Raw genomic sequence first — 25,568 nt, 5'->3', positions numbered from 1 at the left:
ATAGGGCTATTTCCCTAATTTAGCCCTATAAAATTTAAAAGCAAACTCCATCATAAGGACAAAAAACACTTATGGTCGGCTCAGCATCATTAAAAATAAATTATTCTAATGAAAAGAATTGCGCTATTCTTCTTGTTGGCAAGTGCCTTAACCAGCCATGCCCAACGAAACCTTAATTTGGAAGAAACGGTATTCGGACCGCGCACCTATGCGCCAACATCGATTACCGCAGCTTCCTGGATACCGAAATCAAACAGCCTCTCTTACCTCGATAAATCGTATCAAAATCTACTCTCCAAAAGTGCAGCAACCAATTGGACAGAGACGGGCTTGTTGTCTAAAACTGAGCTCGAAACAGCTTTAAAAGCTGCAATTCCAAACGAAACATTTAGCTTACGCATGTTTCCTTACGACTATAAATGGCGTGATGGCAATTCACTCTTGCTCCAGGTAGATGGCAAAGACAAGGTATATACAGTCGTCTATAATGTCAAGTCCAAAAATATCGAAAGTTTTATCGGCAACGATAGCCAAGGCGCTAACCGCGAACTAAGCACAGACCTTTCTAAAGTTGCTTATTTGGTAGACAATAATATCGCCATCGTTGACAAAAACGGAAAAGTAACGGCAGTAACCAACGACAGCGACAAAGGTATTGTAAATGGTAGTGATTATACCCACCGGCAGGAATTCGGCATAAAAAAAGGCATGTGGTGGAATGCTCAAAATGACAAGCTGCTCTACTACCGCAAAAATGAAACCATGGTCGCCAACTACCCACTCCCCCAATGGAGTCCGAAAGTTGCCGAAATCAAATGGATAAAATATCCCATGACAGGGCAAAAGTCGGAGGAGGTAACACTGGTTGTCTACAACAGTGTCACTGGACAAAAAGTAACCTTACAGACCGGAGATCATAGCGAACAATACCTGACCAGTGTAAACTGGGATCCTTCAGGCAAATTCATTTATGTAGGCGTTCTCAACCGCGGTCAAAATGACCTCAAGTTCAATAAATACAATGCTGAAACTGGAGCATTGGTTAAAACATTGTTTGAGGAAACCGCAACAACTTGGGTAGAGCCAGAAAATCCACTAACCTTCTTACCAAACACAGCGGATCAATTTCTTTACCAATCCGACAAAGATGGCTACAACCAGCTTTACCTCTACAATACGGAGGGAAAACTGATTAAAAAATTAGGTTTCAAGGATATTGTATTGGAAAACCTCTTGGAATTCTCGGCTGATGGAAACAAAATAAGCTATATTGGTGTCACCAATAATGGTATGGACCGTCAATTATTTGAGGTAAACCTCAAATCCGGAAAAACAGTACAGCTAACAAATGAATCGGGCATACACCAGGCATCTTTGAGTGGTGATGGCAAGTATATCTATGACCAATATAGTGACCTGAAAACGCCAAACATGATCCAGATCAAGGAGGTCAAATCAGGCAAGGGAACTGTCCTGGTTAAAGCTGACAATCCATTCAGTGGAAAAATTAATAATCCAAAAATAGAATTTGTCCAACTGACTTCGGCTGATGGCAAATATCCACTGACCGGCCGTATCATCTATCCAAATGATTTTGACCCTGCGAAGAAATATCCGGTCATGTATTATCTGTATGGCGGTTCTCATTCGCAATTGGTTTCCAACAAATGGTTGGGTGGAGCAGGTTACTTTGATCTCTACATGGCCCAACAGGGATATATCGTTTTTACGATGGACAATCGCGGTACCAATTACCGAGGCCGTGATTTTTATACCGCTACCCACCGTAACCTTGGCCAAAATGAAATGGCCGATCAGCTTAAAGGAATTGAATTCCTAAAATCAAAATCCTTTGTCGATCAACAACGCATGGGGATCTTCGGATGGAGCTTCGGTGGATTTATGACGACTTCATTTATGTTACATCATAATGATATTTTTAAAGCCGCAGTCGCTGGAGGTCCAGTTATTGACTGGAAGTTTTATGAAGTAATGTATGGTGAGCGTTATATGGACACACCTCAGGAAAACCCTGAAGGATATAAACTGACATCCTTATTAAATAAGGCCGATCAGCTAAAAGGACGGTTGTTGATCATCCATGGCGCGCAAGACCCAGTAGTGGTACAACAAAACAGCATGGAGTTTTTGGAAGCCTGTATTAAGGCCGGGAAACAAGTCGATTATTTCTTATACCCTACTCACGAACATAATGTGATGGGCAAAGATCGTATCCATATGTACGAGAAAATTGCGGATTATTTTAATCAGCATCTAAAAAAATAAGCAGTAACAGCTATCATACAAAGGCGCCTTTCTTTTCTGATTGGCGCCTTTGTGTTATTAAGAATAACCTGTTTAATAGTCCATTAATTACCACTTGTCCTTTTGGACTGTAAATTTGTTGGCCATTCCATTTGTTTACCAGTTTTATCCACAGGTAATACGATTTTCTCTCTTGACACCAATTCCGGCTCCTCACAAGCGAGGTAAGTTAATATCGCTACAATAATCGCATTCTGCTTGACCTCATCGAAGACAATTTTATCGTAGGTATCCCGATTCGTATGCCAGGTTACTTTTCCATAATCCCAAGAAGTGGAAGAAAGGCCAAAGGCCGGAATCCCTTTTTGTACAAAAGAAGAGTGGTCACTTCCACCTGTTCCCGGCATTCCCGGAAAGCTGCTCTGGATCTCGTTGCGAAATTCTTCGGGTAGATACTGTAACCAACGACCGATATATTCATACGCCTTTTCAAAACCACTGCCACCTATACGCACAATACGTCCCGTTCCATTATCCTGATTCCAGACGACCTGTATATTTTTGGCAATATCGGGATGATCTTCCACAAAAGCCGATGAGCCGTTCAAGCCTTGTTCCTCACTTCCCCAGTTGCCGACCAGGATCGTTCTTTTATTTTCGGGATATACTTTCCGCAGGATGCGAACCGCTTCCATCATCGTAATCACTCCCGTTGCATTGTCTGTCGCACCCGAAGCCCCATCCCATGAATCTAAATGTGCCGACAGAACTACATACTCATTGGGCTTCTCTTTTCCTTTGATCTCAGCAATGCTATTATAAGTCTTCGCTGTACCAAGTTCATTGGATTTACCCTGCAAGAGTATACGAGGTTTGACGCCACGCACAGCCATACGGTGAAGGAGGCCATAATCCTCCAAAGCGATATTAAAAACAGGAATCTGCTTCGATTTCGCATCAAAAATCCGTGTAAGCCCCGGAAGTTCGGTCCAGTAAGAATCAATCACACCTACTGCTCCAGCGTTTTCCAATACCAATGGCAGCGTACGTCGTGTACTTCCGGTGTAGGTCATACTAAGTTCCCATTGCTTGAGCTGCCCATTCTTTAAGGCCAGATATTTTTCATAGCTTTGGGCAGAGGCAGATTCCTTCCAGTTGGCATCCGAACGACCCGAGATCGGGTTCATGCCGATCAGGACAATTTTACCTTTTACCGTTTTTAGCCAGGACTGGAAATCAGCCTGAGAACTAAACAAAGGCATCGCCACCACTTCTGCTTCTACACCTTTTTCCTTTGTCATCGGACTAAAGGCTAATTGCGTGCCTTCGAGAGATTTAATCCGAGGGTAGGTCATCGTCACCGCTGAGATCCCTCTTTCCCAGGAACGCCATTCTCCATAAGGTTCATTTCGTGCATCCGCACCAAGTGCGGTGTATTGTTTGACTACCCAGTCATGTGCCTGCTGCATCTGTGGACTCCCAACCAAACGTGGACCGATCATATCAACAAGTTCAAAAGCATAGTTTTCGAGCTGGGAATTTGCCTGGGCTTCCTGGACAATAGCCGCAACAACAGCATCTTTATTTTGTGCAAAAATTGCTGAGCTACTCAATAGCATAAGTATCAGCCCAAAAGACTTCAAATTTCTTTGTTTAGTATATCGTTTCATTTGTAATTTAATTAGTTCACCATCCTGTAGGTTCGGCAGGGTTGGTTTTTTTCGAAAATTACTAAAGATAATTCAAAAAACATATTCAAAAAAAATAAGGGTATCCTTGGATACCCCTATTACAACATTAGTATATGGTCGGTTGATTATCTAAACAGCTTCCACTTTGGATTTTTCGTAGCTCTCCTGATGCACAGAGGCTACTGCTCTTCCAGATGGATCATTCAGATTTTGGAAAGAAGCATCCCAAGCAAGGGCTTCTGGTGTGCTACAAGCCACAGACTTTACCGATGGAACGGTCTGTGCAGCAGCAGCAGAAGGAAAATGCGATTCGAAGATTGTTCTATACAAAAACTCCTCCTTGTTCTTTGGTGTATTGATTGGGAAACGTTCGGCTGCTGCAGCAAACTCCTGATCAGAAATCTTGCTTTCTGCCTGTTCTTTTAAGGTATCTATCCAGCTATAGCCGACACCATCCGAGAACTGTTCTTTTTGACGCCAGGCAATGCTTTCCGGAAGGTAATCCTCGAAAGCCTTACGTACGACCCATTTCTCCATTTTACCCTCACGGATCATTTTATCGGATGGATTAATACGCATGGCAATATCCATAAATTCTTTATCCAGGAAAGGTACACGTCCTTCGACACCCCAGGCTGCTAGCGATTTATTTGCACGTAGACAGTCATAGAGGTACAGTTTTTTCAGTTTACGAACTGTTTCTTCATGAAACTCCTGCGCATTAGGTGCCTTGTGAAAATATAAATAGCCACCAAAAAGCTCATCCGACCCCTCACCAGACAACACCATTTTGATGCCCATGGATTTGATCACACGTGCCAGTAAGTACATCGGAGTCGAAGCACGAATAGTCGTCACATCGTAGGTCTCCAGGTGATAGATTACATCGCGGATGGCGTCCAAGCCTTCCTGAATAGTGAAGTTGATCTCATGGTGGATTGTTCCAATATGATCAGCCGCCTTTTGTGCTGCGATTAAATCTGGTGCACCTTTCAAGCCAACAGCAAAAGAATGTAATTGTGGATACCATGCGTCTTCTTTATCATCGGTTTCGATACGTTTGGATGCAAATTTTTTGGTCACCGCCGCAATCACGGAAGAGTCAAGACCTCCCGAAAGCAATACACCATAGGGAACATCTGACATCAATTGGCGATGTACTGCATCTTCCAATGCTTTACGCAATACAGCGATATCAGTCTCATTATCTTTCACCGTATCATAGCTTTCCCAATCGCGTTGGTACCAGCGCTGTGGTGTTGTACCTTCTTTACTATATAAATAATGCCCCGGAGGAAATTGTTCGATCGTCTCACAGAAACCTTCCAAAGACTTTAATTCAGAAGCGACAAACAGTTGCCCCTGTGCATCTTTTCCATAATACAATGGGATAATCCCCATGTGATCACGGGCCACAAAAAATGAGTCATCACGTGAATCATATAACGCAAAACCAAAGATACCGTTCAACTCATCAACAAACGATGGCCCCTTGGCTAAATACAATGCCAATATTACCTCCGAATCGCTCTGTGTTGCGAACGCATAATCCGGAAGGCTATTCCTTAATTCATGGTGGTTATAGATTTCGCCATTTACAGCCAATACAACTTTGCCATCTGGACTGTACAAAGGTTGACTACCTGATTTCGGATCAACAATGGCTAGTCGCTCATGGGCCAATAAAGCTTTTTCGCCCGTAAATATGCCAGACCAATCTGGACCACGGTGACGAATACGTTTTGACATTTCCAATACTTGGGATCTCAATGAGTCTGCAGGTTGCTTCAATTCAAAAGCGCCAATAATTCCACACATATTATGAAAATTTTAAATATTTCGTTTTTACATTATGTTCTTGACACAAAGTAAAACAATTAAAAACTAATTTCATAATAATTTTTAATTTTTATTATGTTTTTACTAAAAAACATAATTCAAACAAATAAAATTAGCAACAAAACACCTATTTGTTTACAATAATTACACAATGGATTAACAACACATTTAAAGATTTATCATTAAATTCACTTAGTAATCAAATAAACCAAGGACATGGATCTAATAGGAACTTTTTACAGTGACCTGGCACTTACGCCCGATGAACTGAATTCCATAAAAGAGAAACACGAGGCCATTACGATGAAAAAAGGTGATTTTATACTACACAAAGGGCAGGTTTCAAATGCCTACTTTTTAATAGAATATGGCCTTACACGATCTTTTTTGCACGACTACGAAGGCAACGAGGTCACGATCGGCTTTTGCAGCGACAACGATGTCGTTATTGAAGTTGCTTCTTTTTTTCAACGTACGCCAACGGTGGAAAATATTCAGGCGCTTGCGGACACCAAGCTTTGGAAAATACGATTTGAAGATCATCAGGAATTATTTCATCGTATTCCTGAATTTAGGGAATGGGGGCGTTCATGGATGGCAGCAGAACTGGTCCACAGCAAAAATAGGGCTATTGCCATGATCACCGAACCCGCGACCAGCCGATACCTGCGTTTGATCAAAGAAAAACCAATCCTGATCCAGCAGGCCCCTTTAAAACATATCGCCTCTTATCTCGGCATCACAGATACCTCATTGAGCCGTATCCGAAAAGAAATTGTTCACGGCAATTAAAGATTTTTCTTATCAGCGACGGTCTATTTTCAAATCTTGCCCTAGGGCAAGATTTTTATCAAAACTTCAGCTTAATTTTATCTTCACTTCCACAGACAGTCCCCTGGTTTACTGTCCATTGGAGAAACATTTGACAAGATAAGATAACGCGGATCTTTTATCAGCATGAATGTAAAAAGATACGCATCAAGAAATAATCAATATATTCAAAAATTAGAAATCATGGCAAAATTACACGCTTATTTAAATTTCGATGGTAACTGTGAAGAGGCTTTTACATTTTATGAGAAGGTCTTTCAAACAAAAAATCCGGGATACATGCGTTATGGTGATATCCCCGCAGATCCACAAATGCCAGCAATTCCAGATGAGGCCAAAAACAAAATCTGTCATACCGCAATTTCCATCAATGGCGAGAGCATGCTTATGGGCACCGATGTCGTTCCAGCTTTTGGCCAGCAGTACGTACAGGGCAATAATACTTATGTGATGTTGATGTGTGACAATGCTGAAGAAGCAAAAAACCTACATACGGCTTTAAGTGTCAATGCAAAAGTAGTGGAAATGCCTTTAGGAGAGACCTTTTTTGCGGAACTGTACAGTTCATTCCAAGATCAATTTGGCATCTGCTGGATGGTCTATTTCGGAGGCAGCAAAGACGAAGATTGCGAAAGCAAAGGTTAATAGACAGGTGCGCTGTACTACAAATTAGTTTACAAAAATAGGGGCTTCTTTCGAGGCCCCTATATATTTGATCGGATCCTGTACAAATCCTTCAATGCTGTTGGCTTATATTTGACTTAAATGAATCATAACATTCCCGACTTATTTATCGGTCAGTACATCAGCCTCAAAAACAACCCCATCCCAGCCATTTTCCATAAACTGGCGGATATTTTGATGTCCCTCACCCGCGGGGCTATCCAATACATTCTGATAATGCTCCGCAAACAAAACCAAGGTATCTGCGACAGAAAGATCATTTAGTTTAGCGAAATACAATACTTTCGCACTCCCCTGATTTTCCGTTGCCGAGTTTTTCAGGTTTCCATTTTGAAACGACGTCGGATTATACGTGTACTGTTCTGCGATATGATCCAAAACTTCCTGAAACTGAAGCTGGCTTCCCTTTGATTTCGCTAATAATTCTTCTGTTTTCATCAGATTAAATTGTATATGCTTTATGCTAATTGTTTATTAAAGTTCCTTGTATTTAGCCCTTCCTACTGAATTTCTAAATAATTCCATGGAGCGAGCCACCTTTTGCTCCCAATTGATCAACCCGTTTTTCAACAGCTTCATCTTTAATCAATGCTGGTGCATGATGCTGTTTAGTGCGTGCGTCAATAATAATCGGTCCTTCACAGCCCCAATGTTTGAACGTAGTAAAGCTTTTGATTCCATAGATATCAAATGCTGGGTTACTCCGCGTAAAGGTTGTCCAGACGAAGTTATTGACTGTCTCGGCTGTAAAACTGGCATCGTCGCACAGTACCAGCAGCGGAAAACCTTCCCATGCCAACCCTTCAGCCGCACGGCACCACTCTTGGATTATCGCAGCTTCATCTCCATAGGACGTAAAAGCCTTTCCATCGATAGCCAATACACCCGGCATCACAAACTTCGCTTGGTTGAAAGGCCTTGGCAGATCAAAATTTGCAGGCAACTCCCGCGCAAGCTCCCTTTTCTTTGTTCCCGCAGCTGCAAATACGACCTTCGAACCCGCATTTAATCCATCACCTGAGTAATCTAGGGTATCTATGGTCGTATTTGTCTGAAAATGAAGATCTCGCGCAGGATCGATTCGTTCCAGAATATGTCCTAAAAATGCTGGAATATTATAAATATCCAACTTGGGATTATCTTCATATGCCGAAATAAAAAGATATTTGGCCAAACTCAGTTGGTTTTTTCCAAGAATCTGATTGGCAATGGTTAAAATCTCCTGCGGGCGGTCCACTCGTTGATAAGGTGTGTAGCGCTCTGATCCTATCGCAAACAATAAGGGATGCACTCCTGCCGCGTCCACCGCATTGACGGCATGCAGACCGGAGATTTCCTGAGGAATTGCGGCCCCTGTGATTTCGTGAATAAGTGCTCCAAAGCTAGTATCTTCCTGTGGTGGTCTCCCAACTACTGTAAATGACCAGATCGGATCTTTCTTATGGTATACATTATGCACCTTCATCAACGGAAATGGATGTGTAAGACTATAATAGCCTATATGATCACCAAAAGGTCCCTCCGGTTTATTCTCATTGGGATAAACAGTCCCCGTGATCACAAAATCCGCATCCGCCGAAATACAAAAACCTTCCTCATCGTAAAAATAACGGAACCTTCTATTGCCTAAAGCCCCAGCGAAGATCATTTCAGAAAGGCCTTCTGGCAGAGGCATGACCGCAGACAAGGGATGCGCCGGCGGGCCACCCACAAAAATACTTACCTTAAGTGGCACACCAAGTTCATTGGCCTTTGTCTGATGAATACCGATTCCGCGGTGCAGCTGGTAATGCAATCCTATTTCTCGGTCTGGGATATAATCGTTGCCTGAAAGCTGAATCCGGTACATCCCCAAGTTGGCATGCATAATTCCAGGTTTATTTACATCTTCCGTATAGACCTGTGGCATGGTGACAAAAGCACCGCCATCCATTGGCCAATTGACGATTTGAGGAAGCTTGCTGATGCTTGTTTTACCATGTAGAATCGGAGCGCCAGACTTCTTTTTCCAAGGTAAGGCACCTAAAGCAGTCATGGATGAACCGATATATTGAAATGGATTTTTTAGCACAGCAGCCGGATTCATCTTGACATCCACCAATTTTTTAAGATGATCCAACGAATCACGAAACATAAACTTCGAACGGTCCAATGTACCAAAGAGATTAGATACAGCGGGAAATTCTGAACCTTTGATATTTTCAAAATACAATGCTGGTCCCTCGACATCAAACACCCGCATATGAATTGCAGCCATTTCGAGGTAAGGATCGACTTCCTCTTTAATCCGGATTAAATGGCCATGTTTTTCAAGATCCGCAACACATGCTGCTAGACTATTGTATCCCATATATTAAATCTGTATCAACGCGTTAATCCACAAATTTAACAGAATAATTTAGAAGTAAATAATTATTCACCCCTGTTTATCTCCATTGGGACTATAAATGCTTTAGATAAATATCAAAAGTTCACAAACCAAAAAAACTCCATTACCGACAGGCACAAAAAGCATTGAAAGGATAAGCATATTACAGGTTTCCGCTGGCTGTTAGACCCTTCAGAAAAAAATTAGGTATCCATACTGACATAGGCTTTCAGCGGTGTAAATTCAAAGGCCTGGACTTTCTGCCAGGTTGAATTGTCCACATTTTTTTCATAATAGAGCACCCGTCTAAACTCATCAATATCTTCCTTATTGATATCGTTGAACCGGCTCAGCAATAGCTTCGCAAAAAATTTATTTACGCCAATCTCGCGCTTTTGTGTATCGGAAGTATAATTGAGAAATTGATAAAACAAGCTTCTAAACGTTACCTCTTCATGTCCACCAAGGTAAATCACCTCAGATATAAAGTTGCCTTCCCAGGGCATTTCCCGAAGCCAGCGGTAGACATCCAATAAAGGTAAGGGATGAAATTTAAGCGAGGCCACCCAATTCCAATAGAATATGGTCTGCCGTTTGGCCAACTTGCTAAAAATTCGGTTCAGTACACTTTCCTTTCCGATGACACTGCTTTTTACCACAATGGTATACTGTACACGTAAAGCTTCCAATAGATTCCGAACAGGCTCTAAAAAATGCTCATCCATCAGCCTGGCCACATAGATCACGCGGTTATTACCCGCCCGCTTACAGATTTCAACAAAATTACGAAGACCTAGCAGTTCCAGCTGAAGCTGAATATCGTTATCCAGGGTAGGAACCTGTGTAAAATAAATCCCAAAGTTCACATCACTGATCTTAAAATTATCATAAGCGGGTCCTTTTCGCAACAAATCAAGTTCAAAAAGCTTCGCTGTCACTTTCTCCTTCACGATTTTATTAAAAATAGATAAGTTTCGCACCAAACCTATAACATCAAAATCCTTCGTTTGTAAATAACATGACGCCCGTCGTCCCAAATAGGTATTTAGCCCACTAATTAAAACCTTTTTCATTCTTATAATTATTTCTGAGCACTCGCTTTCAATGGTATAAATGTGCTAATTACAGCTTTTTTTATTCTTCTTCTTAAGGCGGTCATACAACTACCTTCTGTGGTTTTAACGATTAACCAAACAATAAGCTGGATCTCATTTTAACTGTCCTATAGATTGCAAAAGCCCATGATGGTTTTCTCTTCAAATACTTTGACTAACTACGATCATAATTTCCTAATTTTAGAACAGAGAAACCTCAAATAAGTTTAACACTATTTTTATTTTTATAATTAGAACAACTTGTTTTCTGTCGATATAGGAGCAATCATCGATCGTTTAGGCTATTTTCCACGTATGACTTAAGCAAATGAAGCTGTTGTCAGAAATTTATTACATACAGCAATTTTGTCTAAAACCACTTCTTTGTCCTTTTTATGTCAATTCACGCCTAAATATTTTCACAAACACAATATCCTTATATATTTGTAAATCTTCTGAAAATAGGCTGCACTAAAAAGTATTTATCTTCACCTCTATGGACAAAAGGGCTACAATGATCTGGTTTAGAAATGATTTAAGACTTCATGACAATGAGGTATTTTATCAAGCCTCTGAGAAGAGTTCCTTCATCATTCCTGTCTATTGTTTTGATCCCCGTTATTTTGACCGCAATCAATTTGGTAATTTAAATACTGGTGTACTGCGTGCAGCATTTGTGATCGAAGCCGTCACTGCCTTAAAAGAAAAATTAAAAAGCCACGGAAGTGACCTACTGACCTATATTGGCAAACCGGAGGATATTATCCCTCGTATTGCCCAAAAATATCAGGTCAATGAAGTCTATCACCATCGGGAAGTTGCACTGCGCGAGACCTCTATTTCCGAAAAAGTAGAGAGTGAGCTCTGGAATAGCAAAATCAACCTCCGCCATTTTATTGGACACACACTTTACCATAAAGAAGATCTCCCTTTTCCGATCAAAGATATTCCGAATGGATTTTCCGTTTTCAAGAAAAAGGTGGAACGTGAGAGTACGGTACGCCAACCGATTCCTTTCCCCTCAAATTTCCTGACTCCCCCACATCTGGAAGACACCAAGATCCCCACGTTGAAGGACCTAGGCTATTCAGATGAGGAGATCAAATCTGTTGATGACATCTATATATTGGGAGGAGAAGATACTGCATTGAGTATTATGCATTCGGTATTGTCCACTTATCCAGAAACGGAGCAGGATCCTGTCATATTGGGTCCTTTTATCGCTGCTGGAGCTTTATCCCCAATCCTTCTTTACAACAACATTAAGAAATTGGGCGAAGGAAAAAAAGATAAACGATTCGAAAAAATAATAGACATCTTACTTTGGCGGGATTATTTCCGTTTTATGCTCAAAAAATATCCAAATGTATTTTTCAAACCGCTGGGTTCAAAAAACAGTACTACGGTAGATATCCCGGCGTTAACGGTGAATGAGGATCTATTCGAAAAATGGAAATCCGGTCAGACAGCGGATGATTTTATCAATAGCACCATGATACAGTTGAAAAAGACGGGTTATATCCCCTATCAGGCGGGATTGATCGCCGCCAGTTATCTGGTGCATGAGTATCAGGTCAATTGGTTAAAGGGAGCATCCTGGTTTGAAGAACAGCTTTTGGACTATTCTCCAGCCACCGTATACGGGCAATGGTCCCATGTCGCTGGCGTAGGCACAAGTGAAAAGGACAACAAAGCTTTGGATTGGCAGAAATTGATCAAAACCAACTTCCCAAATGGTCTTCCAAAATTGGATGAATTATTCGCTAAATAAATCTTCGGCAGAAATAAATAATTTCAAAACAAAAGAAATTTGTAGGGCCCTGTAGGGCGCTTTTAAATCATGCTAAAAATGTTAAGAATTGGATAGATTTATTGATTAAATTATTCAATTTCAGTATTAGAAACTCTTTTTTTATTCATAACTTTGACAAATTTCATAGTTTTAATTGTAAATGGACAATCTGACATATTTGAGTAATGCTGATTCGGCTTATGTCGATGGCTTATATCAATCGTACAAGCAAGATCCCCAATCGGTAGATTTCGGATGGCAAAAATTCTTTGAAGGTTTTGATTTCGGTCAAAATGCTGGTGGAACAACAAGTTCAGTAGGCGAGGCAACTCCTGAGCACGTATTGAAAGAAATCAATGTGCTGAACATGATCAACGGTTACCGTGACCGTGGCCACCTCTTCACTCACACCAACCCTGTTCGCGAAAGACGTAAGTACTACCCTGGAAAGGAATTGGAAACGTTTGGTCTTGCTGAGGCAGACATGAGCACAGTTTTCAATGCAGGTGTAGAAGTTGGCTTAGGTCCAGCAACATTAAAAGATATCCGTCAACTGGTTGAAGATACCTATTGCCGTTCTATTGGTGCAGAATTCAAATATATCCGTAATCCAGAAAAGATAAAATGGTTGCAGGACCGCATGGAAGCGGATCGTAATATGCCAAAATTCTCTTTGGATACCAAAAAGAGAATCCTGAACAAACTGAACCATGCTGTTGTGTTTGAGAACTTTTTAGGTACTAAGTTTTTAGGTCAAAAACGTTTCTCTTTGGAAGGTGCAGAAAGCTTAATCCCTGCATTGGACTCAGTTATCGAAAAAGGTTCGGAAATTGGCATCCAAGAGTTTGTAATCGGTATGGCTCACCGTGGTCGTTTGAACGTATTGACCAATATCATGGGTAAATCTTACAAATCCATCTTCTCGGAATTTGAAGGTAAAACCTATGCAGACGATCCAGAGGTAAACTTCGGTGGTGACGTAAAATACCATTTGGGTTTCTCTTCTGAAGTCAAAACCAACGATGGCAAATCCGTTCACTTGAGTTTGGCGCCAAACCCTTCCCATTTGGAAACAGTAGATCCAATTGTAGAAGGTATGGTACGTTCTAAAATCGACTTCAAATACGATGGTGATTCATCAAAAATTGCACCGATCATTATCCATGGTGATGCTGCAATTGCTGGTCAGGGCGTAGTTTATGAAGTAACTCAAATGTCCAAACTAGATGGTTACAAAACTGGCGGTACAGTACATATCGTTATCAATAACCAAATCGGATTTACAACAAACTATAAAGATGCACGTTCTGGAACATATTGTACCGATGTTGCAAAAATCACTTCTTCGCCTGTATTCCATGTCAATGGAGATGATGCAGAAGCTGTAGTTTATGCGATTAATTTGGCTGTTGAATACCGTCAAAAATACAAAACAGACGTATTTATCGACTTATTATGTTACAGAAGATTTGGTCACAATGAGGCTGATGAGCCTAAGTTCACACAACCTTTGTTGTACAAAATCATTGAAAAACATCCGAATCCAAAAGAAGTATACGCGAAAAAATTAATCTCCGAAGGAAGTATTGATGAAGCGTATTCAAAAAATATAGAAAAAGAATTTAAGGCGGAATTGCAGACTAAACTTGAAGAAGCGAAAACTATTGAAGTATTGACTGAAGATCTTCCGATGTTTAAAGGTGCCTGGGAAGGGTTACGTCCGGCCAAAAAAGGAGAAGTATCGACAACTACGGATAAAACTAAAGTTGCAAAAGATCTTTTCTTGAAATTGGCGAAAGAGATCACGACTTTACCTTCGGACAAAAAATTCTTCCGTAAGATCACTCGTCTGTTTGAAGATCGTGCAAAAATGATCAGCAATGATGCATACGATTGGGCAATGGGTGAGCTAATGGCTTATGCGACTTTATTGGATCAAGGCAACCGTGTTCGTATCTCGGGTCAAGATGTACAACGTGGTACATTCTCGCATCGTCATGCGGTATTGACTTTAGAAGATTCTGAAGAGAAATATATTCCATTGGCAAATATCAAAGGTGGCGACAAATTCTCGATCTACAACTCCTTACTTTCAGAATATGCTGTTTTAGGTTTTGAATATGGTTATGCATCTTCTAATCCAAACTCGTTAACAATTTGGGAAGCACAATTCGGTGATTTCTACAATGGTGCTCAAATCATCGTAGATCAATATCTATCGAGTGCGGAAACAAAATGGAGACGTTCAAACGGCTTAGTGATGATGCTTCCACATGGTATGGAAGGACAGGGTCCTGAGCACTCTTCGGCACGTATCGAAAGATTCTTGGAATTATGTGCAGATGAGAACATGATCTTGGCAAACTGTACAGTACCCGCCAATTACTTCCACTTGTTACGTCGTCAATTGGTACGCGAATTCCGTAAACCATTGGTGATCTTTACACCGAAATCATTGTTGCGTCACCCGAAAGTTGTTTCTCCATTGAAAGACTTCACAGAAGGCGTATTCCAAGAGGTCATCGATGATGCAAATGTAGCTGCAAAAGATGTAAAACGTGTATTGTTCTGTTCTGGTAAAGTTTATTATGACTTATTGGAAAAACAAGAAGCTGACAAACGTAAGGATGTAGCAATCGTTCGCATCGAGCAATTGTTCCCAATCCCTGCTGAGCAGTTGAAAGCGATCCGTAAAAAATACAACAAAGCCAAAGAGTTTGTATGGGTACAAGAGGAAAATGAGAACATGGGTGCATGGTCTTACTACTGCCGCAAACTGATGGGTACTGAGATTGCATTTACAGGTTTCGTAGCACGTAAAGAAAGCGGAAGTACAGCAACAGGTTATATGAAGCAACACGTTGCTCAACAAGCAGCGATCTTAAATAAATCATTCGAATAAAAACAATTTAAAATCAATTGCGTCTTATGTATAGGACGCAATTGTTAATAAAGAACATTATATATGAGCTTAGAAATTAAAGTACCAACCGTAGGTGAATCTATCACGGAGGTAACCTTATCACAATGGTTGAAACAAGATGGCGATTATGTGGAGATGGATGAAAACATCGCCGAACTGGAGTCAGACAAAGCGACGTTTGAATTACCAGCTGAAAAAGCAGGTATCTTAAGAATCATTGCACAAGAAGGTGATACTTTAGAAATCGGTGCTGTCGTTTGTACAATTGAAGAAGGTCAAGCTCCTGCTGGTGGTTCAGCTCCTGCTGCTGCACCTGCTGCTGAGGCATCATCAACTGCAGCTCCAGCTGCTGCTGCAAAAGACGAAGATCCAGATAGCTACGCTGCTGGTACAGCCTCTCCTGCTGCCGCAAAAATTTTGAGAGAAAAAGGAATTGATCCTTCAACTATAAAAGGAACAGGTAAAGATGGCCGCATCACAAAAGAAGATGCTGACAAGGCTCAACCTGTTGCAAAAGCTGCAGCTCCAGCTGCGAAACCTGCTGCTCCTGCTGCTACAACTACTGTTGCACCAGTTGCTGGTTCAAGAAACGAGCGTCGTGAGAAATTATCCTCTTTACGTAAAACTATCGCAAAACGTTTAGTAGCTGTTAAAAACGAAACAGCCATGTTGACAACTTTCAACGAAGTCAATATGCAGCCGATCATGGATCTACGTGCTAAATATAAAGATACGTTCAAAGAGAAATTTGGTATCGGTCTTGGTTTCATGTCTTTCTTTACAAAAGCAGTAACTACAGCATTGGCAGAATGGCCAGCAGTGAATGCTCGTATCGAAGAAAATGAAATCGTGTATTCTGATTTTGCAGATATTTCAATTGCAGTTTCCGCTCCTAAAGGGCTAGTTGTTCCTATTATCCGTAACGCAGATGCGATGTCATTGGAGCAAATCGAAAAAGCGATTGCTACATTGGCGGGTAAAGCACGTGACAACAAGTTAACGATCGACGAGATGACTGGTGGTACATTTACAATCACTAATGGTGGTGTATTTGGATCCATGATGTCAACGCCTATCATCAACGCACCACAATCAGCAATCTTGGGTATGCACAACATTATCCAACGTCCGATCGCTGAGAACGGTCAGGTTGTTATCCGTCCGATGATGTACATTGCACTTTCTTACGATCACCGTATTATTGACGGTCGTGAGTCAGTAAGCTTCTTGGTTCGTGTAAAACAATTATTAGAAGATCCAGCTCGTTTATTGTTGGGGGTATAATTGTTACCAAAATTATAACATAAAAAAGACCTGTACGAATCGTACAGGTCTTTTTTATTATACTTTGCCTCCCCTTCTCTCGGCTTGATTTCCTTAGGTATTCTACGAATATGGATTGGACAGAATGTCTATCCTCCCCCTTGCTCACCTCCTGCGGCTTTTGTGAGGTTTCTGCCTGCGAATCTAAATCAAGGTTTTAATTTCTTCTTTTTAATTTATACTTTCACCTGTAGATATTTGTTTGCTAAGAAGCTATCAGCGAATTAAATAAGCCTGCGAGGTTCATTTATAGCCAGCGGAATGGAAGATGCATTAAATAAACAATTATGAACAGTAAGATAATAGGTCTAACGATTATTCTTTTGCTTTCGGTGTTGGCACTCTCAGCCAACATGGCCAATCCATTTGGTCCCCATAGCATTACGGCCCAATTGGTTCCTTCGAGTAAAGCAAAAGTACTTCGCGAACGAATTGATATACACCTTGTGCGCGACACGGTAGATTATGATTATCAGAGCCAATTCAATATAGAATATATCATCCATGCCGAGGAAAACATGGACTTTCCCTTGGTGTTTCTTGCGCTCAATTTAGATGGATTAGAAAACGTGACTGTTAACCAAAAAGAGATTAAATCTATTCCATTAGATCAAAAAAATCCTAAATTACCGTTTTTACGGTTCAAAGATGGTTACTATGAGATCAGCTATGGAAATGCGGAATGGGAGCGAATTAACCTAAATGATGCCTTTTATTTTACAGCCAAACTTCATAAGGGTGAAAACAGTATTAAAATTCAGTACCGTGCTTTGATGGGTTATGACCGTCGGGATATCCTCACAAAATATGAAATTGAATATCTCCTATTTCCTTCGAAGTACTGGTCTTCTTTTGGACCAATTGATCTGTACCTGCATACGGGAAATAAGATGAAGGCTTATGCGCAGAATTTGGGCGCTCCTAAACAGCAAACTGACACGCTCGTTCATTGGACTATTGCGTCTGTCGGAAAACAAGAAAGTTTTAAAATCGAAGTTGGGGAAAAGACCTCATTTTTAGCAAGCGCAATTCTCTGGATCCATCCTGAACTCCTTGCATTGATCGGATCCATTATACTATTCTATTTACACATCAAGTATATCTATAAAAAGTACAAAATAGGCCGGTATCGTTATGCACTACTCATTGGAAACCTGATCGTACCAGGTTCATTCTATGGATTTTGTTGGTTTTGGACCAGTTTGGCAAATTACCTGGTCAATGGTATTTTTACAGATAACAGTCGAGGTTTTATCCTATTGGTCATTGTTACCTTGCCATTCATCTATATCATTTATGATTTGGTTCTTTTTGTTATAGACAGGAGCATCCGGATCAAATTTCAAAAACAGCAAATGAATTAAGTTGACCTACTTTTTATAGGTCAACTTATTTTCAATCATCCGATTGTTATATTGTTGAATAAAGGCTTTCATCTTAGTTTCCATCGTATCCAAGACTGCCGGATGTTGTTTTATCAGGTCCTGCTTCATCAACCGATCCTGTTTCATATTATAAAGGGATACCGGCTTTAAGCCATCGTAAGACATCATATAGTCTTTGTAGTAAAAATTGTAGCTCCCAGCATTATTGTTCAGGACAAAATTATCCCTTCCTGGTTTAAACGCATCCGAACCGAACGCAAAATAGGGTTCATCGTAATGGAGATAATTTAAAACGGTGGGCATAATATCGATCTGTTGCACCAGTTTATCCGCCTTACCGACCAATCCTTCGCCTGGAGCATAAAATATAATCGGGATCTGAAAGCCTCCAGCTGTAGTCTGATACTCGGGAAGGTAACTTACAGTTGCGTGATCAGCGCAGATCACAAATAAGGTATTGTTAAACCAAGGCATTTTAGATGCAGTCGCAAAGAATTCGCGAAGTGCATTGTCGGTATAGCCGATTGGTTCCTGCACCGGTAGCGGTCCTTTCGGAAATTTGCCCTGATACTTTTCTGGCACCTTAAAAGGATGGTGTGAGGACAGCGAAAAGAAGCTTGCAAAAAACGGTTGTTTTAACGTATTGATTTTATTAGCGGTAAACTGTAGAAAAGGTTCATCCCAGATTCCCCAGATACCATCAAAATCCTGATCATTGTTATATTCGTTTTTACCAAAATAATGTTGAATTCCTGCTAACTTCATATAGGCTGAGAAACCCATACTTCCATTCGGAGCACCATGGAAAAATGCAGTTTCATATCCTTTTTTTCCCAAGAGTTTAGCCAAACTAGTGGTCTCATTACCAGAATACACTGAAAGCACAAAGGGTTCGCCTATGGAAGGGATACCTGTAATCACCGAAGGTAAGGCATCGATGGATTTGCGACCATTAGCATAGGTATCTGTAAAGGTATAGCCGTTGCGAATCAAAGAATCTAGAAAAGGAGTATAACCTTTATATTTTCCATCTTGAATATCTTTATTCAGTTCACCAAAATGTTCCTTTGCAAAACTTTCCAAAATCAATACAACAACATTCTTTTTATTGAAGGGTTTGTCTGTTTGTGGAAGATGGATCGGATCATACAACTTGTTCAGCTCCTGCTCTGGATAATAGTTCACCGGCTTGAGACTAACAGCTTTTAAGGTTTTCAATATACTAAATGGCGTATTCAGTACAATATTCATTTCTTCGGGGGTGTCCACATAGTCACCCGCATTGCTCAATGTAATCGGACGGGTACTGTGTGCCCAGCCGCCACGAACACCACCTATAAAAAGAAAAGCAGTCAATAAAAAGAAAGGAACCTGAACGAGGAAAGGTTTCCAGGAATAACGTTTTGGTTTTTCCAGTTGGATCAACTGATAAGATTTCGATAGTCCATAGACGAGTAATGCAAATACCAGCAGGAGATACCAGTAATCAAGACAAAAGTCAAATGCCAATTTAAACAAGTTGGATTCATTTGAAAACTGGCTCAATACTGTACCAGTGGTCCGCTTTAGTGTAAAAGGATAATAGGCATAGTCTATCAGGTTCAAGGCGATCCCTAGCGAATTAACTACGACAAAGATCCATTTGGAAATCCGTTGATAGGTCGGATTATAAGTGAATGGTCCAGGGACCGTCTGCATAACAATGTAAAGAATATTCAGATAGAGCAAAGCTACTGTATCAAAACGCACACCTCCGCCAAACATTACAAACAGTTTTCCTGCATTTACGTTAGGAAATAATGAGGCATTCAGCAGATAAAACCCCCATCTGAGCAGGGCATAAACGATTAAAAGAAAGGCAAAGCGAATGGCGACTGCAAAATAGGGTGCTAATATTCCTCTTAACTTCATCAGGTTAATATTTTAGAAATTCACGATAGACCTGCTGATAATACGCTTTGGCAATATTCAATATACTATCGGTTTTGGCAGCAGGATATTCTTTATTGGATCTATAGTTGATGATTCGGCCAACATTATCAAAAGATACTGCCTGTTCTGGTGTAACGGCACCAAAGGCATCTTTGGAATTATAGAAAGCGATCTGTGGTGTCGTCGGATTAAGTAAATCACGGCTCCAATGATATCTATTGGTCGGAAGTTTCAACTGCGTCAACAGTGTCGTTGCCAAATCTGTTTGGTTTCCGATGCGATTGAAGATTTTACCCCGGTATTCCGGCTTGATGACATCCCCAAAAAACAGCAGTGGGATATGGAATCTATTGGGATGGAAAAGTTCCCATTTTTCCGATGGCAAACGATGGCCGTGATCCGCGACAATCACAAAAAGTGTATTTTTGTACCAGGCTTCTTTCTTGGCTTTACCAATAAAATCGAAAACAGCCGAGTCCGTATAATTCGCCGTGCTTCTGAACTTATCGGCGTTATTGGTACTACCAAATTTATAACCGTGCTTTAATTCAAATGGTTCGTGATTGATCAATGTAAATATCGTCGAGAAAAAGGGTTGTTTCTCCTTTCTAAAATCATGAATCATCTGGTTGAACACCACATGATCGTAGACTCCCCAGGAAGCGCGCTCGGCATCCAAACCAAAATTGGCGTTATCAATCACTCTGGAAATACCATGTGTCAACATGTAGGACTTGAAATTATAAAATTCACTTTGTCCACCATGATAAAATGAAGTTTCATAACCTGCATGGTCAAATTCCTGACCAATGGCAGGCATATTTTCGTGTTTGTCAATATACTTAATAATACTTTCCGGTCCCTGTGCTGGAAATCCACTGAGTATAGCAACCATCCCCTTATCCGAACGATCGGCAGCGGAATAGATGTGATCAAATAAAATTCCACCTTTGATCAATTCTTCCATATGTGGTGTAATGCCTTTTTCACCACCCAAAGACTGGATGAGATCACCGACAAAACTTTCCAACATGATGATAACAACATTGGGACGTGTGGTAGATAAAACTTCGACAGCGGAATCAGGCTGACTCTGGAACGCAGGCTTCAAGTGCTCTTGAAGACCTTGTTGATCCGAACCATAGAAATCATAAGGACTTTTCAGTTTTGTACTCTTGGTAAAAAAGTCGCGCAAAAGCGACCATTGTGTATTCACAGCCGCATGATTATAAAAGGTAACCTCAGAATAATAAGCTTTACTAGGGTTTAGTGTCGCACGGCCATACCCCCCGCGGATAAAGGTAAAGAGAACAAAAATGCCGACAGCCAGTTTTACAAAGTTGCCAATCGGTGATTTAACATTATAAAAATGTACTTTTTTAAACATCCAACGGTAGAGAAAATACCCGCAAAATATCCCCACTAACATTCCGAGGATCGGAAGAAAAACAGGTGTAGACTCCGCAGAAGCTACCGCTCCGGATGGTGATGCCAGGAAAGCATCTATAGCTCGTTTTGATATTTTATCGCCCCATTCTCGATAGATATTAACATTGATAAAACTGGTCACAAAAAATAAAACCAGTACGACAATTGTGTAAATATCAAGGATGATGCGTTTCGGCTGGGCCTTTGGAAAAAATCCAAGTATACAATAAACAAGAAAGGGAATGGTACAGATATAGGATACGGCTGAAAAATCAAGGCTTAATCCATGAAAATAAATTCTAAAAACCTCAGTGAAATGAGCTGTTCCTATTTTCTCAAAAAAAGCAGAAATAAAAATAAATCTATCTATAAAACAGATAATTAGCCAAAACAAAAAATATTGTGTTAACGCCCTAAGTTCGTTCGCAAATCGTTGCATCCCTTCGTGTAAAAATAAAACAGGCAAATTTACATTAATTTACGTTAAAACTAGGCTAATCGACTAGTAATATGAAGAAAAGATTAAAAAAGTATTAAGGTTTGAGTAGTTAGTAGTGAGTATTGAGATTCTACTTGTACAAGCCTTCGGTTTATTTGAATGGTTCCGACTTTTTAATTTTTGCCTCTTTGTACATTCTCTTCGATCTTTAATGCTCGCCCCCTTGTCATCCTTCAGCTCTGATCTTTAATCATTGCTCCTTAACGTTGATCCTTCACCCCTTATCCTTGGTCTTTGATCTACAATCAATAACAAGATCAATGATAACAAGGAAAATAACATAGAATTCCTTACTTTTGTATTCCTTAAAAAATTGAATATAGAATTTAAAATGAGCATAGCGAAAACTTACAATCCAAAAGAAGCTGAAGAAAAATGGTACAGCTATTGGAAAGCGAACGGATTTTTCCGGTCTACTCCTGACGAACGTGAACCTTATACGATTGTAATGCCGCCACCGAATGTCACTGGCGTATTGCACATGGGTCATATGCTGAACAATACTATTCAAGACGTTTTGATTCGCCGCGCACGCATGCAGGGTAAAAACGCTTGTTGGGTACCAGGGACAGACCACGCCTCCATCGCCACTGAAGCTAAGGTCGTCGCTATGTTAAAGGAGCAAGGCATTGACAAAAGATCCCTATCTCGTGAGGATTTTTTAAAGCATGCTTGGGAATGGAAAGAAAAGTACGGTGGCATTATCTTAAAGCAACTGGAAAAACTAGGCGCTTCCTGTGATTGGGATCGTACCCGTTTTACCATGGATCCTGAATTGTATCAATCGGTGATCCGTGTATTTGTTGACCTTTACAATAAAGGATTAATCTATCGTGGTTACCGCATGGTTAACTGGGATCCAGAAGCAAAAACCAATATTTCCGACGAAGAAGTTGTTTACAAGGAAAAGAACGGTAAATTATACCATCTGAAATATCAGGTTGAAGGAACGGACAAATATATTGTCGTTGCCACAACCCGTCCAGAAACAATCTTTGGTGATACAGCAGTATGTATCAATCCAAACGACGAACGCTACACTTGGTTAAAAGGAAAACAAGTGATCGTACCAATCGTCGGACGTAAAGTGAATATCATTGAAGATGAATATGTGGATCTTGAATTTGGTACAGGCTGTCTTAAGGTAACTCCAGCACACGATATCAATGACTACGAACTAGGTAAAAAGCATGATCTGGAATTTGTGGATATCTTCACCGATGAAGCGAAATTAAACGACAACGGCTTACATTATGCTGGTATGGATCGCTTCAAAGTACGTAAAGAGATCGAAAAAGAACTGGAAGAAAAAGGATTGCTGGAAAAAGTAGAAAACTACACCAATAATGTCGGAACATCTGAAAGAACCGGTGCTGTTATTGAACCTAAGATCTCTAACCAATGGTTCCTGAAAATGGAAGACCTGGGAAAACCTGCCTTGGATAATGTCATGGATGATACCATTAAATTCCATCCAACGAAATTCAAAAATAGCTATCGCAACTGGATGGAAAATGTAACAGATTGGAACATTTCAAGACAATTGTGGTGGGGACATCAAATACCTGCTTACTTCTATGGTGATGGTAACGATGATTTTGTCGTTGCACAGACCGCCGAAGAAGCGCTTTCACTGGCACAGCAAAAATCGGGCAATGCGGGTCTAACGCTTGCAGATCTACGTCAGGACGAAGATGTGCTTGACACTTGGTTTTCAGCTTGGTTATGGCCAATTTCGGTATTCAATGGTATCAATGAACCTGAAAATGAAGAGATCAACTATTACTACCCAACACAGGATCTAGTCACTGCACCGGATATTATTTTCTTCTGGGTAGCACGCATGATTGTATCAGGCTATGAATTCCGTGGACAGCTCCCTTTTGAAAATGTTTATTTTACAGGTATTGTACGCGACAAATTAGGTCGCAAGATGTCAAAATCTTTGGGTAATTCACCTGATCCTATTGATTTGATGAACGAATATGGTGCTGACGCAACGCGCATGGGCATGTTATTGACAGCTCCTGCTGGAAATGACTTACCTTTTGATGTTGAGCTGTGTGTACAGGGTCGTAATTTTGCCAATAAAATCTGGAATGCCTTCCGTTTGGTGAAAGGCTTAGAAATCATCGATGCTCCAGCTTCAGCGTCGGACAAAATATCAGCTGCATGGTTTGATGCACGATTCAACCAAGCATTGACTGAAATTGAAGAAAACTTCAAGCATTACCGTTTATCAGATGCCTTGATGACAACTTATAAATTGGTATGGGACGACTTCTGTGCCTGGTACCTTGAACTGGTGAAACCAACTTATGGCTCACCAATTGCTTCAGAAACTTTGGAAATGGTAAAATCCTTCTTCCAACGTATATTGACTTTGGTGCATCCGTTTATGCCTTTCCTAACGGAAGAACTGTGGCACGATGAACTGTTTGGTATAAAAGAGGAAAAAGACTGTATCATTGTCGCTGAATTCCCAAAAGTAAGTGCTTTTGACGAGCAGGTGATTAAAGATTTTGCTGTAGCACAACAGATCATTTCCGAAGTTCGTAATATCCGGAATTCGAAAGGTATCTCACCAAAAGTAGCATTACCTCTGGCGATCAACCAGCAGTCTGACATTGATCTGGCACAGTATATTGCAATCATCACGAAAATTGCTAACCTAGAAGCTGTCACATTTGTTACGGAAAAAGTAGCTGGTGCAACAAGTTTCTTGGCGGGTAAGGATGAGTGTTATGTGCTTCTGGAAAACAATATTGATGTAGATGCAGAGCGCGAACGTATCGAAAAAGAACTAGACTACCTGAGAGGATTCTTGGTGTCGGTAGACAAAAAGCTTTCAAACGAACGTTTTGTACAAAATGCAAAACCAGAAATCGTTGAAAACGAAAAAAGCAAGAAAGCTGATGCAGAAGCTAAAATCAAGATTCTTCAAGATAGCTTGACCACTTTAGGTTAAAACGATCAACAATATTTTTCAAAGTCCCGCGAGTTTCGCGGGACTTTTTTTTGATTTGCCTTTACTTTTCGGGCTGCGTTCCCTTCATTTACTCTCATGCCCATATATGATTCCATAGAATGACAAAAATTTTGTGTTATCGCCTTTCTGTTGATTTTTAACTTTATAAGAATTCCTGTAAAAAAATGAATAACTTTATAAGAGCGAACTTAAATTATAACATTATGGGATTCAAGGAAACATTTCAAATCAACGGTGAAAACCTTTTACAAAAGATCAAAGAAATCATTGCAGAGGGTAATGTAAATAAAATCAGTATTTCGGACAAACATGGCAAAGAAATCATGAGTTTTCCAATTACTGTTGGCGCACTAGGGCTGATCTTAGCACCTGTATTTGCTGCTATTGGTGCAGTAGCTGCGCTGCTCACCGAATGTACAATCACTGTGGAACGAAACAGCGAAAAGAAAGAAGAGGAAAAGCCGGATGATTCTGCGGAACCTCCAACAACAATTACTGTTAAATAATTGGTCCTTAAATTTTACG

16 protein-coding genes are annotated in these 25,568 nt (G+C 40.5%); 9 read left to right on the top strand and 7 right to left on the bottom strand.

What is annotated here, in order from left to right:
* Positions 1 to 108 precede the first annotated feature (108 nt).
* On the top strand, positions 109 to 2,286 hold the full coding sequence (locus OGI71_RS24170) for a S9 family peptidase (RefSeq protein WP_282252586.1): 2,178 nt from the start codon (positions 109 to 111) through the stop codon (positions 2,284 to 2,286).
* An 83-nt stretch (positions 2,287 to 2,369) separates the two neighbouring features.
* Here OGI71_RS24170 and OGI71_RS24165 read toward each other — a convergent pair whose 3' ends face one another.
* Both OGI71_RS24165 and asnB read right to left on the bottom strand, forming a co-directional pair.
* Entirely contained in the window at positions 2,370 to 3,935 is a 1,566-nt protein-coding gene (locus OGI71_RS24165; RefSeq protein WP_282252585.1) for a M20/M25/M40 family metallo-hydrolase, read from the bottom strand.
* A gap of 150 nt (positions 3,936 to 4,085) precedes the next feature.
* Positions 4,086 to 5,774 carry an asparagine synthase B gene (gene asnB / locus OGI71_RS24160; RefSeq protein ID WP_282252584.1) on the bottom strand — a complete coding sequence of 563 codons (1,689 nt, stop codon included), beginning with the start codon at positions 5,772 to 5,774 and terminating at the stop codon, positions 4,086 to 4,088.
* A 237-nt stretch (positions 5,775 to 6,011) separates the two neighbouring features.
* On the opposite strand from asnB, the gene OGI71_RS24155 reads away from it, so the two are divergent.
* Positions 6,012 to 6,587: a Crp/Fnr family transcriptional regulator gene (locus tag OGI71_RS24155; RefSeq protein ID WP_282252583.1), complete on the top strand. Its 576-nt coding sequence runs from the start codon at positions 6,012 to 6,014 to the stop codon at positions 6,585 to 6,587.
* Positions 6,588 to 6,809: 222 nt separating this feature from the next.
* Positions 6,810 to 7,271 (top strand): VOC family protein, encoded by a 462-nt coding sequence (locus OGI71_RS24150; RefSeq protein ID WP_282252582.1) that lies wholly within the window; start codon positions 6,810 to 6,812, stop codon positions 7,269 to 7,271.
* A 141-nt stretch (positions 7,272 to 7,412) separates the two neighbouring features.
* Here OGI71_RS24150 and OGI71_RS24145 read toward each other — a convergent pair whose 3' ends face one another.
* From OGI71_RS24145 to OGI71_RS24135, 3 genes are all read right to left on the bottom strand, one after another.
* On the bottom strand, positions 7,413 to 7,748 hold the full coding sequence (locus tag OGI71_RS24145; RefSeq protein WP_282252581.1) for a HopJ type III effector protein: 336 nt from the start codon (positions 7,746 to 7,748) through the stop codon (positions 7,413 to 7,415).
* A gap of 73 nt (positions 7,749 to 7,821) precedes the next feature.
* Positions 7,822 to 9,660 (bottom strand): UbiD family decarboxylase, encoded by a 1,839-nt coding sequence (locus OGI71_RS24140; RefSeq protein ID WP_282252580.1) that lies wholly within the window; start codon positions 9,658 to 9,660, stop codon positions 7,822 to 7,824.
* Between the two features lie 221 nt (positions 9,661 to 9,881).
* On the bottom strand, positions 9,882 to 10,751 hold the full coding sequence (locus OGI71_RS24135; protein ID WP_282252578.1) for a hypothetical protein: 870 nt from the start codon (positions 10,749 to 10,751) through the stop codon (positions 9,882 to 9,884).
* Positions 10,752 to 11,268: 517 nt separating this feature from the next.
* Between OGI71_RS24135 and OGI71_RS24130 the strand changes: the two genes are divergently transcribed.
* The 4 genes from OGI71_RS24130 (at position 11,269) to OGI71_RS24115 (ending at position 18,174) form a co-directional block, all read left to right on the top strand.
* The gene (locus OGI71_RS24130; protein ID WP_282252576.1) at positions 11,269 to 12,543 is read left to right on the top strand and encodes a deoxyribodipyrimidine photo-lyase; all 1,275 of its coding nucleotides are present in this window, start codon (positions 11,269 to 11,271) and stop codon (positions 12,541 to 12,543) included.
* 181 nt (positions 12,544 to 12,724) lie between these two features.
* Positions 12,725 to 15,466 (top strand): 2-oxoglutarate dehydrogenase E1 component, encoded by a 2,742-nt coding sequence (locus OGI71_RS24125; RefSeq protein WP_282252575.1) that lies wholly within the window; start codon positions 12,725 to 12,727, stop codon positions 15,464 to 15,466.
* A 63-nt stretch (positions 15,467 to 15,529) separates the two neighbouring features.
* The gene (gene odhB, locus OGI71_RS24120; RefSeq protein ID WP_282252573.1) at positions 15,530 to 16,771 is read left to right on the top strand and encodes a 2-oxoglutarate dehydrogenase complex dihydrolipoyllysine-residue succinyltransferase; all 1,242 of its coding nucleotides are present in this window, start codon (positions 15,530 to 15,532) and stop codon (positions 16,769 to 16,771) included.
* Between the two features lie 326 nt (positions 16,772 to 17,097).
* Positions 17,098 to 18,174, top strand: coding sequence for a hypothetical protein (locus tag OGI71_RS24115; RefSeq protein ID WP_282252571.1), 1,077 nt, complete (start codon positions 17,098 to 17,100; stop codon positions 18,172 to 18,174).
* Positions 18,175 to 18,180: 6 nt separating this feature from the next.
* Here OGI71_RS24115 and OGI71_RS24110 read toward each other — a convergent pair whose 3' ends face one another.
* Positions 18,181 to 20,106 carry a sulfatase-like hydrolase/transferase gene (locus OGI71_RS24110; RefSeq protein WP_282252569.1) on the bottom strand — a complete coding sequence of 642 codons (1,926 nt, stop codon included), beginning with the start codon at positions 20,104 to 20,106 and terminating at the stop codon, positions 18,181 to 18,183.
* A 4-nt stretch (positions 20,107 to 20,110) separates the two neighbouring features.
* Entirely contained in the window at positions 20,111 to 21,697 is a 1,587-nt protein-coding gene (locus tag OGI71_RS24105) for an LTA synthase family protein (protein WP_282252567.1), read from the bottom strand.
* A 688-nt stretch (positions 21,698 to 22,385) separates the two neighbouring features.
* On the opposite strand from OGI71_RS24105, the gene OGI71_RS24100 reads away from it, so the two are divergent.
* Both OGI71_RS24100 and OGI71_RS24095 read left to right on the top strand, forming a co-directional pair.
* Positions 22,386 to 25,022 carry a valine--tRNA ligase gene (locus tag OGI71_RS24100; protein WP_282252563.1) on the top strand — a complete coding sequence of 879 codons (2,637 nt, stop codon included), beginning with the start codon at positions 22,386 to 22,388 and terminating at the stop codon, positions 25,020 to 25,022.
* A 185-nt stretch (positions 25,023 to 25,207) separates the two neighbouring features.
* Positions 25,208 to 25,549 carry a DUF4342 domain-containing protein gene (locus tag OGI71_RS24095; RefSeq protein ID WP_282252561.1) on the top strand — a complete coding sequence of 114 codons (342 nt, stop codon included), beginning with the start codon at positions 25,208 to 25,210 and terminating at the stop codon, positions 25,547 to 25,549.
* The last annotated feature ends 19 nt before the right edge of the window (positions 25,550 to 25,568 follow it).

It is taken from the genome of Sphingobacterium sp. ML3W, assembly GCF_029542085.1.
GTDB lineage: Bacteria > Bacteroidota > Bacteroidia > Sphingobacteriales > Sphingobacteriaceae > Sphingobacterium.
The sequence above is the reverse complement of the archived record's forward strand: the minus strand, read 5'-3'. Positions and strand labels throughout refer to the sequence as shown.

Excerpts from the sequence above, each read along its gene's own strand:
- OGI71_RS24170 (WP_282252586.1), top strand. The coding sequence starts at position 109 with ATGAAAAGAATTGCGCTATTCTTCTTGTTGGCAAGTGCCTTAACCAGC.
- OGI71_RS24165 (WP_282252585.1), bottom strand. The coding sequence starts at position 3,935 with ATGAAACGATATACTAAACAAAGAAATTTGAAGTCTTTTGGGCTGATA.
- asnB (WP_282252584.1), bottom strand. The coding sequence starts at position 5,774 with ATGTGTGGAATTATTGGCGCTTTTGAATTGAAGCAACCTGCAGACTCA.
- OGI71_RS24155 (WP_282252583.1), top strand. The coding sequence starts at position 6,012 with ATGGATCTAATAGGAACTTTTTACAGTGACCTGGCACTTACGCCCGAT.
- OGI71_RS24150 (WP_282252582.1), top strand. The coding sequence starts at position 6,810 with ATGGCAAAATTACACGCTTATTTAAATTTCGATGGTAACTGTGAAGAG.
- OGI71_RS24145 (WP_282252581.1), bottom strand. The coding sequence starts at position 7,748 with ATGAAAACAGAAGAATTATTAGCGAAATCAAAGGGAAGCCAGCTTCAG.
- OGI71_RS24140 (WP_282252580.1), bottom strand. The coding sequence starts at position 9,660 with ATGGGATACAATAGTCTAGCAGCATGTGTTGCGGATCTTGAAAAACAT.
- OGI71_RS24135 (WP_282252578.1), bottom strand. The coding sequence starts at position 10,751 with ATGAAAAAGGTTTTAATTAGTGGGCTAAATACCTATTTGGGACGACGG.
- OGI71_RS24130 (WP_282252576.1), top strand. The coding sequence starts at position 11,269 with ATGGACAAAAGGGCTACAATGATCTGGTTTAGAAATGATTTAAGACTT.
- OGI71_RS24125 (WP_282252575.1), top strand. The coding sequence starts at position 12,725 with ATGGACAATCTGACATATTTGAGTAATGCTGATTCGGCTTATGTCGAT.
- odhB (WP_282252573.1), top strand. The coding sequence starts at position 15,530 with ATGAGCTTAGAAATTAAAGTACCAACCGTAGGTGAATCTATCACGGAG.
- OGI71_RS24115 (WP_282252571.1), top strand. The coding sequence starts at position 17,098 with ATGAACAGTAAGATAATAGGTCTAACGATTATTCTTTTGCTTTCGGTG.
- OGI71_RS24110 (WP_282252569.1), bottom strand. The coding sequence starts at position 20,106 with ATGAAGTTAAGAGGAATATTAGCACCCTATTTTGCAGTCGCCATTCGC.
- OGI71_RS24100 (WP_282252563.1), top strand. The coding sequence starts at position 22,386 with ATGAGCATAGCGAAAACTTACAATCCAAAAGAAGCTGAAGAAAAATGG.
- OGI71_RS24095 (WP_282252561.1), top strand. The coding sequence starts at position 25,208 with ATGAATAACTTTATAAGAGCGAACTTAAATTATAACATTATGGGATTC.